This window comes from Streptomyces sp. NPDC051662 (assembly GCF_040681655.1).
Classification (GTDB): domain Bacteria; phylum Actinomycetota; class Actinomycetes; order Streptomycetales; family Streptomycetaceae; genus Streptomyces.
Map to the genome: position 1 here is coordinate 92,665 of NZ_JBFAZD010000011.1, position 13,787 is coordinate 106,451.

Sequence of the window (13,787 nt, forward strand, 5' to 3'; positions counted from 1 at the left end):
GGGCGGCGGCAGCGCCCCGGAAGCCGGCTCTCCACGCGTCAGTCCCGGAGCTCAGTCCCCGGACCTCAGTCCTCCTGGAGCCGTTCCACCGCGTAACCCGTCACGCACCCGACCACCAGCACCGCGTTCGACATCAGCAGCCCCTCGGCCGCCAGGTCCTCCCACTGGAGCGACAGGTTGAGGGCCTGCGCGGCCACCGGCACGGTCAGGACCGCCGTCAGATGCTGCGCCCTGGCGTCGCGGAACGGGTCCCGGTGGGCGCGTCCCGCCGCCCAGGCGGCGACCGCGATACAGGTCGCGTTCGGCAGATGGATCAGCAGCAGGCGGCCGAGGTACGTCTCCAGCTTCTCGTCCGAGGCCAGATGGTCGTAGACCAGCGTGGCCTGGAGGTACTCCGTGAGGAGCAGCATGACGATGCCGGCCGCCCAGGCGCGCATGATCGCGAGGACCGGCGCTCCGCCTCCGTCGTCCCGGCGCGCGGGCGCCCTCGGGTAGTCGTACCGCGTCATCGCCTCTCGCCTCCGAACGGATGGGTGAACAGTTCGCCGTGCATCGAATCCCCGTGCTTCAGATCGTTTCGCTGTTTGATTTCCAGGACCCGGGAGTCGCGGCCCCCGGGTGGGCGCCTTGAACCGCCCTGACGTGTCTCAGATCGCCGTGAACACCAGCACCGCCGCGAAGCAGGCCGCCGCCAGCGCGCACCCCGTCACCAGCAGCGCGTACTGCGCCACCGGTGACCAGTTGCCGCGCCCCGCGACCGTCGCGCTGCGCTCGGGGGCCGCCGGGTCGTACGCCACAGTGACCCGCGTACCCACCCGCACCGCGCCCGTCGCCAGATCCTCGAACTCGACGCTCCGCCCGTCCGGGGTGCGGAAGGAGAAGACGTACCGGCGCGCGTCCGAGCGGTTGTACGGCTCGCTCTCGACGCGTACGCAGACGCCGGGGGCCCGGCCGCCCGCCCGGAGCGCGCGTGCCACCGCCGCCAGTCGTCGGGCGTAGTGGGCCGCCATCCAGCCGAAGAGCAGGGTCATGCCCCCGAAGAAGACATGGTCACCGCCTGGGATGTCCATGACAGCCGCCTAGGTGAGGGTGATCGAGTCGATGATCTTCGTGAGGTCGCCGTCGCCGAGTCTCCCCTTGGCCGCGTCGACCCGTACCGCGTAGGACTTCTTCGCCGAGTCCAGTCCCGCGACGATCACGCCCTTGATCCGGGAGCCCTTCTCGGTGAACTCGAAGTCGATGCGTCTGGCCTCCGTCCCGCCCTCGGGGCCGGCGACCTCGATCTTCCGCTGCTCGCCCAGCGTCGAGCCGAGGGCTATGCCCGCCTCGGCGCCGATCGCCGCCTCCTCCACCGAGTCCGCGTGGGTGAAGTCCAGCTGGACGGTGATCATCCCGATGTCCTTGCCGTCCTCCGCGAGCGTCGCCGCCGCCGCGTTGTACTCGCTCCGCTCACCGGCGCTCTGCGGTGTGAAGGCCGGCGGATGGGCGACCGTGACCGCCGAGGTCCTGAGCGTGCCCCAGCCCTCCGGCACCACGCCGGCCGTCGTGTCCGTACCGCATCCGGCCACCAGCGCGACGACGGCGGCGCAGGCGGCGGCAGCGGCCGGCCACCGCGGTGCCTTCCCGCTGTTCGGGCTGTTCGGGCTGGTGGCGGTGGTCATGGCGGGTGTCCTCATGGCGGGTGTGCTCCTGTCGCCTGCCGGGTCAGTTCGCACAGTAGCTGTACGGGAGATAGGTGCGGCCGTCCCCGTGGGGTGCCCCCAGGAACTCCGCCTTGTCGAGCGTCTCCTCCTTCTTCTCGGTGGAGACCGAGAAGCCGAGGCTGAGCCCCAGGTTCAGTTCGAAGCCGTACTCCGCGGCCTCCGTCTCCCCGGTGTAGTTCGTCCGGCTGGAGAGCCCCTCGTCGAAGAGCAGCCGCCCGAACGGATCGTCCGCGCCGGGGCGCTTCGTCGGCGCGTGGTCGTCGAACATGTAGGTGAAGGGCGCGGCGTTGTCCCCGTGGCCGTCCAGCCACTCCTGGGCGATCCGGCGCTGCTCGTCGCCGTCGGAGCCCGGCGGGATGACCACCGAGTTGGTGACGACCTCGATACCGGTGGACCCGTCGGTGCCCTTCGCCCCGCCGCTGCCACCGCGCTTGTCGTCGCCGCTCCCGCCGTTGTCCCCGCCGGCCTTCGCGCCGTCCTTCGTGGCGCCCTTCTCGACCGTGCGGGTCATGTCGACGCGCAGCAGCTCACCGGTCTTCTTGTCGTGCGTGACGGTGATCGTGCCGGTAAGCGTGGTGGACGCGGCGGAGTCCCCGCTGAGGGGCCCGGCCTCGTACCCGACCTTGCCGCCGTACTCGATCGCCGCGCTGTACGTGTATGCCTTCGTGCCCTTGAAGCTGTTGTCGGTCCAGGTCACCTCGGGCGAGAACTTGAAGTTGCCGCCGAGGGTGGCGCTCAGCTTCTTCTCGTCGCCCGGGGACACCTTGAGCCCGCCCGCCGCGGCGGCCTCCAGGCCGACCTTGCCGTAGCTGATGTGGCGGTTGCCGAGCTTCTCCTCGATGCGCTCGCGCAGCTCCTCCTCCTTGGCCATCGGGCCCTTGCCGAAGAGATAGAGGATGCTGTTGCCGAGGCCGCCGCCGCGCGCGTTGGTGTTGCGGTTGGCCAGCTCGTACGTCTTGAGTTCCTCGATGTCGGCACGGAACGACGCGGCCTGCTCCTCGCTGTCGAAGACCCAGGTGTCGCCGTTGGTGACCTTGATCCCGGCGCCGAGTTCGACCTTGTCCGTACCGAACTTGCCTATCTTCGCGCCGGGTTTCCAGTCCTTCTTGGCGGCGACGGAGGCGGCGTCGGTGAACGTCATCATGACCTGCTGGTCGTTCGCGTCGACCTTGCCGTCCTTGTTGAGGTCCTTGTTGGACTGGAACGTCGTCTGCTGGAAGCCGTATTCCTCGCCCCACTCGATGAAGAGGACCTTCGCCTTGGCCCCGGCCTTGTCGGTGACGGAGGAGATCTGACAGAGCGGCGGTTCGTAGTCGGCGTCGGTCCTGGGCGCGGACTGGTCCTGCCCTCCGCCGCCGCGCGAGCCGCAGGGGCCGCTGAAGGTGATCAGACAGCGCAGACCGTCGGCGAGGGTCCGGTCGACTCCCGTACCGACCAGCGCCCCGACGACCGCCGCCACGACCACGATCACGCCCGCGTACTCGGTGGCCGTGGCCCCTCGGTCGCGCCCGTGGCCCGGCGTCTGTCGTCCTGTCCGGCGTCTCATCCGGCCCGTCCCCCTCCGTGACCGAGTGCCTTTCGCACGCGGAATCGGAATGGGAGCGTACGGGCGCGGGTGTTGCCCGTTCGTGGGTCCGTGGGCCCAACTCGGGCCCAAAGTCGAGCGATTGGATGCGGAATTCGACGAAATGAAATATTAGTTGAAACGGCAGTGAACAGCTGACTGCTTCGTCCGGCTTTGCCGGAGGTAGCCGCCCGCGCCCTTGGCATCGTCATCTGATAGGTGTTCTCTGCACAGTACGAGGTGGATAAAGTGCTGAAGCAGAAGCGCCCAGCAGGGGAGAACTGCGGCCGTCGGGACTCCGGCGGCCGGAGCCGAACGGGGAACCAGCGTGCCGACCGCGATTGCTGTCACCAGTCCTGATCTGGTGCTACCACCGACGGACCAGCAGACGCCGACCGCGGCGCTGCTCCAGTCACCCGACGCCCAGCCACTGGACGCCGCGCTCGCCGATACACAGGTCCTCGTGGAGCAGCACGGCTATGTCGTGGCGCTCTATCCCGCGTCGATCTCGGCGGCTCATGAACGACGCTTGCACACCGTCCGGTCGGTTTTGGAGACGGACCGGATCGCGCTTCTCAAACTTGATCTGCCGCCGCTCGGCGTGGCCGTACTCGTGCGCCAGCTGCGGCAATTGTCCATCTGTGACTTCAGTGCCGGAATCGTCGCTTCCGCGGCCCGGCTGCTCTCGCACTACATCTACGCCGGGGCGCTGCTCAACTCCGTGACCAGGCTCGACCGGGTGCCCGTGAGCCTCAAGACCCATGCCAAGTCCTGGGTGCCCGGGTCCCAGTTCGGGGTGCTCGCCAATCCGTCGCCCCAACTGATCAAGATCGGCGGGTCCGGTGAACTGGCCGGCCCCGACTTCGGGACCCAACTGATCGTCGGCAAGGGGCAGTCGCAATCCGACTGGGTGACCAAGACCCTCGCGCCCGCGTGGCGCGTCCAGGGAATCCAGGAGAGCGCCCTCCCGGCGGATTCACCACGCTGGTGGGGAACTTCCAAGATGGTGGAGTTCGCCGCCTTTCTGCCTGATATCTCCGTTCTCTATCAGCTGGTCTCCTCCGTGCGAAGAGAGGTGTGTTCCTGGTGCGGTATCGAACTCATAGGTGACCGCTGCGGATTCTGTTCCGCTCCGCTGGCGCCGCCGGAGAACCAAATGGGCACAACGGGTGTCTTGAATCAGGGAACAGCCACCTAGATCATCTGGACGGAACACCACGTGCGGCGTCGCGCGTGACCGGAAGCGCTCTCTGCGCGCCCTCCGGCCCCGGGGTTCCGTCGCCTCCCCCGACTCCGGATACCCACCGACCCGACGCCCCACTCCTCACTCGGACTTCACGCACCGACCGCACACTCAGCCTTCACCATCGGCTCGCATGCCGGGCCCCCAGGCCGAGTACCCACACTCCGCCCTCACACTCACGTCACCGAACGAGGTTGTACCGCTCATGAATTCACGGCAACGCCGCGGCGTCATACTCCTTCTTCTCTCGGTCCTCTGCGCCTTCGCCGCGTTCGCCGGTGTCCTCTCCGTGATAAGCGACGTGAATTCGAAGGTCGGACCCGAGGTGGACGCGTACCGCCTGAAGGCGGATGTCGCTCCGTACACCCCGCTCAACGAGGGCCAGTTCGAGAAGATCAGCATGCCCAAGCGCTGGCTCTCCGAGAACGCGGTGACCGATCTGGCCGTCGTCAACGGAAAGATCGCCGTCACCCAGCTCAAGCAGGGCTCGCTGCTTCAGGACGACATGATCGTCAATCGGCCCGCGCTCGCCAATGACGAGCAGGAGATCGCGATCATGATCGACGCGTCGACCGGTGTCGCCGGGAAGATCCTCCCCGGCGACCTGGTGAATATCTTCGCGACCTTCGCCGGCGAGAGCCGGGACGCCGCGGCCGAGTCCCGGATCATCGTTCCCAACGCCAAGGTCCTCGACGTCGGCAAGCTCACCGCGCTGCAGCCCGACGAGAGCAACAGCAGCCGCAGCGCCGCCACCAAAGCTGTCCCGATCACCTTCGCGCTGAAGACCAAGGACGCCCAGCGCGTCGCGTACGCCGAGTCCTTCGCGAAGCACGTACGCCTCGCGCTCCTCGCCGACGGCAGCCCCACCACGCTGCGCCCGGGGGAGAACACCTACACCCTCGAAGGGGACAAGTGAGGGACGTATGAGCACCAGAATCCTGCCGGTAGTCGGGGACGCCGATGCCGCGCGGTCCATCACCACGCTGCTCAGCCAGCTCCCCGACGCCGAGCCGGCCGCCCCCGTCGGTGATTCCACCTCGCTGATCGACACGCTGGCCAGGCTGGCCGCCGAGTCGATCGACGAGCTGCCGGAAGTGGTCCTGGTCCATGAGCGGATCGGTCCGGTACCGGCGCTCGAACTGATCAGGGAAGTGGCCCTGCGCTTCCCGGCCGTCGGCGTCATCCTCGTCACCACGGACGCCGGACCCGGCCTCTTCGCGGCGGCCATGGACTCCGGCGCCCGCGGTCTGGTCGGGCTGCCGCTCTCGTACGAGGAACTCGCCCAGCGCGTACAGGCGGCGGCGGCCTGGTCGGTGGGGGTACGACGCCACCTCGGCCAGGGCGCGGACGTGTTCACCGGCCCCGGCGGTACGGTCGTCACGGTCAGCGGCGCGAAGGGCGGCGTCGGTACGACCATGGTCGCCGTCCAGCTGGCGCTGGCGGCACGGGCGTCCGGCATGAACACCGCACTCGCGGACCTCGATCTTCAGGCCGGCGACATCGCCTCGTATCTCGATGTGCAGTTCCGCCGGTCGATCGTGGACCTCGCCTCCATCCAGGACATATCTCCCCGGGTGCTCCAGGACGCGGTCTACCTCCACCCGAGCGGGATAGGGATGCTGCTGGCGCCGGGGGAGGGGGAGCGCGGCGAGGAGGTCAACGAACGGTCCGTACGGCAGATCGTCAGCGCGCTCCGCAACCGCTACGAGGTCGTCGTCATCGACTGCGGCACCCAGATGAACAGCGCCAACGCCGCCGCGATCGAGATGGCCGACACCACCTTGCTGCTGACGACCCCGGATGTCGTCTCGGTCCGGGCGGCCAAGCGCATGGTGCGGCTGTGGGACCGGCTCCAGATCCGCAAGGCGGAGGAGACCGTGATAGTCGTCAACCGCCATACGCGCAGCACCGAGATCCAGCCGCCGCTGATCGAACGGATCACCAGCACCCGCGTCGCCCGCGTGACGATCCCGGCCAACTTCAAGGAGCTGCAGGCCGCCGTCGACGCGGGCCGGATGCAGGATCTGGAGTCCAAGTCCACGGTGAAGCAGGCGATGTGGGGGCTGGCCGGGGAGCTGGGGCTGGTGAGGGCACCCGAAGGCGGGGAGAAGAACACCAAGCTCAAGGGGGACCGCGGATCGGTCGGGGTCCTGCGCGGACGATCGAGGCAGCAGGACTGATGAGGCCGGCCCACCACCGGAGGGGGAGCGTTGACGCATGAGTGTCCCGAGAACAGACATACGACCATACGGACAGGCCCTGGATCCTGTCCGGCCGGGCAGCCGGTGGAGCCGCGGCCGGAGCCGGTTCACCGGCCGCTCGCGCGCTGAGCGACCGCGGCTCCGCGAGGACCGGCCGCGCGGTGCGTGGCCATGTGACGACCGGGGGCAAGTCGCCGTCGAGTTCGTCGGCATGGTCCCGATCATCCTGGGCACGGTGATCCTGCTCTGGCAGGCCGCCCTGGTCGGCTACACCTTCTCGCTGGCGGGCAACGCGGCGGACGAGGCGGTGCGGGCGGGCACGGTAGCGGAGTCGGAGACGCGGAACGAGGCGTGTGAGCGCGCCGGGACCGAGGACCTGCCCGAGGCCTGGAACGCCGAGATCCGTTGCCAGGGCGACGGCGAAGACCTGGTGAAGGCCGAGGTCGACCTCGAAGTGCCGGTGCTCTTCCCCGGCTTCAACATCCCGATCACCGTCCCGGGCCATGCCTCGGCCGTAAGGGAGAGCTGACCCATGGTGAAGCGCACAGCGCGCGACGCGCGCGAACGGGGACAGGTCGCCCTCGAATACGTCGGGGTCATCACCCTGCTGCTCCTCGTCGCCCTCGCCGCGATCCAGCTCGGGCTGGCCGCGTACGCCGTACAGCAGGCGAGTACGGCGGCACGGGCGGCTGCCCGCGCCGAGTCGTACAACGATGTCAACACCTCAGCTCAAGCGGCCGGCCGGGCCGCGACCAGCGAGTGGCTGACGGTCGACATCCCCGAACCGAGCATCAACGGCGACGAGGTGACGGTGACCGCGAAGGTCAAGGTCCCCTCCCTCCTGCCCAAGGTCTTCGATTTCGGCGAGGCCAGGAGGAGCGCCACCATGCCCCTCGACTGACCCGGCCGTCCGGCCGCCGCCGCACACCGGCCACGGCCGCGACGCATCACCATCGCATCGCCGCACCACCCGAGCACACCAGCAGAACCTGGGAGTTGAGGACATGAGCCTGCGGGCGCGCATCAACAGCCCCGAGCCGACGAACGGGCACAGCGAGGAGAGTCTCCTCGTCGGGGTCTACCGCGCCAAGCTCCTGGAGGAGATCGACCTCGCCGAGATGTCCGCGCTCGCCGCGGCCGAGCGCCGGGCCCGCCTTGAGCGGGTCCTGAGCCACATCATCAGCAGGGAGGGCCCGGTCCTCTCCACCATCGAGCGGACCCAGCTCATCCGCCGGGTCGTCGACGAGGCCCTCGGCCTCGGCATCCTGGAGCCCCTGCTCGAAGACGCCTCCATCAGCGAGATCATGGTGAACGGCGCGGACCAGGTCTTCGTCGAGCGCGGCGGCCGGCTGGAGCAGCTGCCGATGCGGTTCACCTCCAACGAGCAGCTGATGCAGACCATCGAGCGCATCGTCTCCACGGTCAACCGCCGTGTGGACGAGGCGAATCCGATGGTCGACGCCCGACTGCCGTCCGGTGAGCGGGTGAACGTGATCATTCCGCCGCTCTCGCTGACCGGACCCATCCTCACCATCCGGCGCTTCCCGAGGGCCTTCACCCTCCAGGAGATGATCAGCCTCGGTTCGCTGGACGAGCAGATGATGATCCTGCTGTCGGGCCTGGTGCGCGCGAAGTTCAATGTGATCGTCTCCGGGGCCACCGGTACGGGGAAGACGACGCTGCTCAACTCCCTCTCAGGACTCATCCCCGACGGCGAGCGCATCGTCACCATCGAGGACTCCGCCGAGCTCCAGCTCCAGCAGTCCCATGTGATCACGCTGGAGAGCCGCCCCTCGAACGTGGAGGGCAAGGGCCAGGTCACCATCCGCGACCTCGTACGCAACTCCCTGCGTATGCGCCCCGACCGCATCATCGTCGGTGAGGTCCGCGGCGGCGAGACGCTCGACATGCTCCAGGCGATGTCCACCGGCCACGACGGCTCGCTCGCCACCGTCCACGCCAACAGCGCCGAGGACGCGCTGATGCGACTCCAGACCCTGGCCTCCATGTCGGAGGTCGAGATCCCGTTCGTGGCGATCAAGGACCAGATCAACAGCGCCGTCGATGTCATCGTGCAGCTCACCCGGCACGCCGACGGCTCCCGCCGGGTGACCGAGATCGCCATCGTGGATTCATACGGCCGCGAGGAGTACCGGATCGTCTCCGTCTGCCGCTATATCGCCCAGCCCATGTCCCCGGAGGGCCGGGTGCACGGGAAGTTCGAGTACTACCCTCTGCCGCGCCGGATCGCCGAACGTCTCTACCTCAGGAGCGAACCCGTCCCTCCGGCCTTCGGGGTCGCTGCCGCCGACGAGGAGCTGGCCGTACGCAAATCGGCGGCCTGAACCGGTCCGACGTCGCCCCGCCCCGACACCGTCCCCTCCTCTCCACCGTCCCCTCTCCACTCTCCACCTCGTCCACCGAGAAGGTCCCGCACGACATGGATAATCTTCCGCTCCTGACGGTCGGCGTCACGCTGCTCACCTGTGTGCTCGCCGTGATCGGCGTGCACGTCTACTCGTCGGGCAAGGCCCAGCGGCAGGTACTCGTCGCGCGCATGTCCCAGACGGGACAGACCAATACGGTCTCCGGCCGCCGCCGGCGCTTCGTCGGCATCGACGAGTGGCTCCGTACGACGAAGCTCGGCAGGCGCATCGAGCGCAAGATCGCGGTGACGGGCCTTGATCTGACCCCCGGCGAGTACTTCGTGTACGTCGTGGCCGGGCTGCTCGCCCTGTACTTCACCATTGGCGCGATCTTCGCCCAGTTCTTCGGCGTCCTGGCCGCGCTGATCGGCGTCTGGGGCGGTAACGCCTTCCTCAACTGGCAGCGCACCAAGCGCACGGAAGCCTTCATCAACCAGTTGCCCGAGCTGACCCGGGTGCTCGCCAACGCGACCCAGGCCGGTCTGGCGCTGCGCACCGCGCTCGCGATGGCGGCGGAGGAGCTCGACGACCCGGCGGGCGAGGAACTGCGCAAAGTCGCCGACCAGCTCGCCGTCGGTCATTCCATGGACGACGCGCTCGGCGAGCTGGCCGACCGGCTGCCCTCGCGCGAGCTGGTCGTCCTCGTCACCACACTGGTGCTCTCCAGCCGGGCCGGTGGCCAGGTGGTGAGTTCGCTGCGCAACCTCACCGAGACGCTGGACGAGCGCAAGGAAACCCGCCGAGAGGTCAAGACCATGCTCTCCCAAATCAGGGTCACCGCCGTGGCGGTGCCCATGCTCGGACTCGGCTTCCTGCTGGTGATCAATGCCATGTCCGCCGGAGCACTGGACAAGATGACGGGATCGGTGCTCGGCCAGGCCGGGGTCGTGGTGGCCTTCGCGATGTACGGCGTGGGCTTCTTCCTGATCCAGCGTATGTCCCGGGTCCAGGTCTGAGTCCGCGTCCGAGGAAGGAGGAGAGAACATGATGGGTCTGCTGCTTGCCATCGTTGTCGGACTGTCCGTCTACGGGGTGTTCCAGGGCCTCCGTATCTATCGCGCCGACGCCAAACTGCCCGGCGACCTCGCCGTCGCCCTGGAGGTCGGCGCCACCCGCACCACCGCCGTCGGCTCCGGCATAGACCGGCTCGGGATGCGCTACGCCCCGTCCGTGCTCCGCATGATGGGACCCAAGCGCGTCGACGCGCTGCGCCGCCGCCTCGACATGGCGGGCAACCCCGGCGGTATAACGGTGGACCGCTACGCCGCCCGGCGCGCCGTCTACGGTTTCCTCGGCGTGTTCGCCGCGCTGGCGCTCCTCGTGCGGGGCCAGCCGATCATCGCGTTGGTGGCCCTCGCGTACGGCCTGGTGTGGACGGACGTCATCATCCGCTCGCACATCGCCCGCAGGAAGGAGGACATCGAGCGCACCCTGCCCGACTTCCTCGACGTCCTCGCCGTCGTCGTCTCCGCCGGTCTCGGCTTCCGGCAGGCGCTGGAGCGTGTCGCCGAGAAGTACAAGGGCCCCTGGGCCGACGAACTCCGCATCACTCTGCGGCAGATGGACATGGGCGTCAGCCGGCGCGAGGCGTTCGACCAGCTCCGCAAGCGCAACGCCTCCGAGCAGGTGTCGATGTTCGTCACCGCGCTCCAGCAGGGCGAGGAGCTCGGCGCCCCGATCGTGGACACCCTGATACAGATCGCCAACGACATGCGCCGCACCGACGCGCAGAACGCGCGGCGCCGGGCCGCCCAGGCCATTCCGAAGACCACGCTCGTCGTCACGATGGTCATGCTCCCGGCCACCATGGTGCTGATCGTTCTCAGCTTCTACTACGGTTCCGGGGTCGACTTCGGGGACATTCTCGGCTAGTGACCCCACGACGGCGAATAGAGCACCGGCGACCTCGGCACCGGCGACCAATGACGCGTGAGCCCGATCCCCAGTACGGGAGGTGACCCCCATCATGGCCCAGAAGACCCTCATTCTCACCGGCGGCAACAGCAGTGAGGTGCCGCGTTCGGCCACCGCCGACCCGAAGCACGTGCCGGCGCTGCCGATCCAGGTGAACGCCCTTCAGGCGCTGTGCCGGCAGGTCTTCGGGTTCCGGCTGGCGATGATCGCGCTCGCCGCACCCTTCGCCCTCAGGAGTACGGCATCGGGGGTGGCGACCGTGCTCGTCGGCTCGGCCGTGCTCGTCACCTTCATGGTCTCGTACGTCCTGCTGCGCGACTGGGAGCGCTTCGGACCCTTTCTGCTCCGCCACCCCGCACTGCTCGCCGCCGACATGCTCTTCGGCGCCCTGCTGCTGGCCACGGCCTCCCCGGACTCGACACTGGCGTACGTCACCATGTGCACCCCGCTGCTCGCCGGGCTGGTGTACGGCTGGCGCGGCGCCGCGTTCTTCGCCGTACTCCAGTCGCTGATCGTCGCCGGGGCGTACGCCGTCAACAACGAGGCGGAGGCGGGCTTCAACGCCCTGCTGCTGCCCGGGCTGTGCGTCATGGCGGGTGCGATAGGCAGCACTCTGCGCAATCTGATGCTCGGCTTCGGCACCGCGAGCCAGGCTCTGACCGAGGCCCGCGCCCGGCTCGCGGTGAGCGGCGCGGTCGAGGAGGAACGCGCCAGGCTCGCCCGTGAGATGCACGACTCGGTGGCCAAGACGCTGCACGGTCTGGCCATGGCGGCGGACGGGCTGGCGAGCTCGGCCGACCGGATGGAACCGCGCACCGTCAAGCACCAGGCCGAACTGGTGGCACGCTCGGCGCGCCGGGCCGCCGCCGAATCGCGGGAGCTGCTCTCGGACCTGCGACGGGAGTCAGGACTGGACGGAGGCGTCGATGTCCTGGGAGAACTCCGCACCCGCACCGAGGACTTCGGCCGCCGCCACGGCATCACCGCCACCTTCCGGCAGCTCGGTGACGTGTCCGTACCGCAGATGCCGCACGCCGTGGCCCGGCACGCGCTGATCATCGCCACCGAGGCGATGGAGAACGCGCAGCGCCACGCGAAGGCCGAATTCGTCACCGTCTCGGCCGGTGTGGCCGGGGATCTGCTGCGTATCAGTGTCTACGACGACGGGCAGGGCCTGCCGCCCGGAACCACCCTCGAAGATCTGCGGCGGGCCGGCCACTTCGGCCTCGTCGGCATGGTCGAGCGGGCCGCCTCCATCGGGGCGCGTATCCGCATCGGCAAGGGCCGGGCGGCGAAGGGTACGGAGGTACGGCTGGAACTGCCGCTGAACGCCCTGCGACCTACAGGAGGGGGACAGTGGCCGCAGAGCCCCGTCCCGCAGCTGAACTGAATCGAACCTGAACCGAGACCCACTCGTCCCCACACTTGAGAGGAGGCCGCAGCCATGCCGGACGACATCTCCAGCTCTTCCGGGCAGCACTGGACGCAGCAGGCCCATGCCTCGCAGCACACGTCCTCGCACGCCACACCGCTCAGCTCGGAACAGACCGCCGGAGTCCCCACTTCCGCACCGCCGGCGGCATCCGGAGAACTCCCCGACTTCCCCCATACGATGCCGGCCGCGCCGCCCCTGCGCGTCGTGGTCGCCGACGACAACCCGGTGGTACGGGCGGGTCTGACCGTCCTGCTCTCCGGCCGCGACGACATCGAGGTCGTCGCGGAGGCCCAGGACGGCCGCCAGGCGTATGAACAGGCCGTACAGCACCGGCCGGACGTGATCCTGCTCGATGTGCGTATGCCGGGGGTGGACGGGATCTCCGCCCTGCCTCATCTGGTGCGGCTGGCCCCGGTCCTGATGATGACGTACAGCCGTGAGAGCGAGATCGTCCACGAGGCGCTGCGGCTGGGCGCGGGCGGCTATCTCGTCCACGGTGAGTTCACGGCCGACCAACTGGTCGAGGCCGTAAGGGACATCAAGCAGGGCAGGGCGCACTTCACCCACTCGGCGTCCAGCGCGCTGCTGGCGACGGTACGGGGCGGCGCGGGCGGACGGCCCGAGGGCGGGCAGCTGCCGGAGGGCCTGGGTACGGCGTTCACCGGCCCCGGCTATTCGCCAAGCATTCCCGAGCAAACGTCTGCGCCTGCACATGCAACGCCTCCGGGGCATCCGCCGTACTTTCCGTCAACGAATGTCCAGGCTGGCGTAGTTGATTCGGAGTTGAACGCACAACAATTTGCTCAAGACCCTTCGCTTTCGCAAGCAGATGTGGGACATTCTCTTCAGGGACGGCAACCGTCCGGGGCGGCCTCGGTGGCCCTGTACTCCGAACTGAGCCAGCGGGAGGTGGAGATCATGGACCTGATCGGGTCGGGAATGACCAATCAGCAGATCGCCGCGGCCTGCTTCATCAGCCAGAAGACCGTCAAGAACCACATCAACCGCATCTTCGCCAAGCTCAACGCGGGCAGCCGCGGGGAGGCCATCGCCCTGTGGCACGGCATCGCGCGTGGGGGGGCCACGAGCCATGGCTGAACGCGCGCGGGACGACCGGATGTCCGGGACGGCGGCGGGCTCCCGCACGCCGGGCTCGCTCATACCCGGCGGGGCCCAATCCTCGCGTTGGGCCCTGAGTTGGGCCCGCAGGCCCATGCTGCGGGGTGTTGCCCCGGCGTACGTTTCTCATGTCGCCAGCGAGACCGGCCGGGAGGAAGCCGGAAACGCGAGTGACACCAAAG

Annotated in this window: 14 protein-coding genes; 10 read left to right on the top strand and 4 right to left on the bottom strand. The window is 68.7% G+C overall.

Going from position 1 to position 13,787, the window contains the following annotated elements; translation table 11 throughout:
• Window positions 1–65 precede the first annotated feature (65 nt).
• From AB0M67_RS19975 to AB0M67_RS19990, 4 genes are all read right to left on the bottom strand, one after another.
• Complete coding sequence (locus AB0M67_RS19975; protein ID WP_365747145.1) at window positions 66–509, bottom strand: hypothetical protein; 444 nt, start codon at window positions 507–509, stop codon at window positions 66–68.
• A gap of 138 nt (window positions 510–647) precedes the next feature.
• Window positions 648–1,070, bottom strand: coding sequence for a DUF3592 domain-containing protein (locus AB0M67_RS19980; RefSeq protein WP_365747147.1), 423 nt, complete (start codon window positions 1,068–1,070; stop codon window positions 648–650).
• Between the two features lie 9 nt (window positions 1,071–1,079).
• Window positions 1,080–1,676 carry a hypothetical protein gene (locus tag AB0M67_RS19985; RefSeq protein WP_365747148.1) on the bottom strand — a complete coding sequence of 199 codons (597 nt, stop codon included), beginning with the start codon at window positions 1,674–1,676 and terminating at the stop codon, window positions 1,080–1,082.
• Between the two features lie 28 nt (window positions 1,677–1,704).
• Entirely contained in the window at window positions 1,705–3,249 is a 1,545-nt protein-coding gene (locus AB0M67_RS19990; RefSeq protein WP_365747149.1) for a hypothetical protein, read from the bottom strand.
• Between the two features lie 346 nt (window positions 3,250–3,595).
• On the opposite strand from AB0M67_RS19990, the gene AB0M67_RS19995 reads away from it, so the two are divergent.
• The 10 genes from AB0M67_RS19995 (at window position 3,596) to AB0M67_RS20040 (ending at window position 13,584) form a co-directional block, all read left to right on the top strand.
• A complete protein-coding gene (locus tag AB0M67_RS19995; protein WP_365747151.1) occupies window positions 3,596–4,465 on the top strand; it encodes a hypothetical protein in 870 nt (289 codons plus the stop codon).
• Window positions 4,466–4,715: 250 nt separating this feature from the next.
• The gene (gene cpaB, locus AB0M67_RS20000) at window positions 4,716–5,426 is read left to right on the top strand and encodes a Flp pilus assembly protein CpaB (protein ID WP_365747153.1); all 711 of its coding nucleotides are present in this window, start codon (window positions 4,716–4,718) and stop codon (window positions 5,424–5,426) included.
• Window positions 5,427–5,433: 7 nt separating this feature from the next.
• Window positions 5,434–6,690, top strand: coding sequence for an AAA family ATPase (locus tag AB0M67_RS20005; RefSeq protein ID WP_365747154.1), 1,257 nt, complete (start codon window positions 5,434–5,436; stop codon window positions 6,688–6,690).
• Between the two features lie 37 nt (window positions 6,691–6,727).
• On the top strand, window positions 6,728–7,240 hold the full coding sequence (locus AB0M67_RS20010; RefSeq protein WP_365747156.1) for a TadE family protein: 513 nt from the start codon (window positions 6,728–6,730) through the stop codon (window positions 7,238–7,240).
• Between the two features lie 3 nt (window positions 7,241–7,243).
• A complete protein-coding gene (locus AB0M67_RS20015) occupies window positions 7,244–7,612 on the top strand; it encodes a TadE/TadG family type IV pilus assembly protein (RefSeq protein WP_365747158.1) in 369 nt (122 codons plus the stop codon).
• A gap of 103 nt (window positions 7,613–7,715) precedes the next feature.
• Window positions 7,716–9,056: a CpaF family protein gene (locus AB0M67_RS20020; RefSeq protein WP_365747160.1), complete on the top strand. Its 1,341-nt coding sequence runs from the start codon at window positions 7,716–7,718 to the stop codon at window positions 9,054–9,056.
• A 95-nt stretch (window positions 9,057–9,151) separates the two neighbouring features.
• On the top strand, window positions 9,152–10,093 hold the full coding sequence (locus tag AB0M67_RS20025) for a type II secretion system F family protein (protein ID WP_365747162.1): 942 nt from the start codon (window positions 9,152–9,154) through the stop codon (window positions 10,091–10,093).
• A 31-nt stretch (window positions 10,094–10,124) separates the two neighbouring features.
• Window positions 10,125–11,009, top strand: coding sequence for a DUF5936 domain-containing protein (locus tag AB0M67_RS20030; protein WP_365747437.1), 885 nt, complete (start codon window positions 10,125–10,127; stop codon window positions 11,007–11,009).
• Window positions 11,010–11,103: 94 nt separating this feature from the next.
• On the top strand, window positions 11,104–12,441 hold the full coding sequence (locus AB0M67_RS20035; RefSeq protein WP_365747164.1) for a histidine kinase: 1,338 nt from the start codon (window positions 11,104–11,106) through the stop codon (window positions 12,439–12,441).
• Window positions 12,442–12,495: 54 nt separating this feature from the next.
• The gene (locus AB0M67_RS20040; RefSeq protein WP_365747166.1) at window positions 12,496–13,584 is read left to right on the top strand and encodes a response regulator transcription factor; all 1,089 of its coding nucleotides are present in this window, start codon (window positions 12,496–12,498) and stop codon (window positions 13,582–13,584) included.
• Window positions 13,585–13,787: the final 203 nt, after the last annotated feature.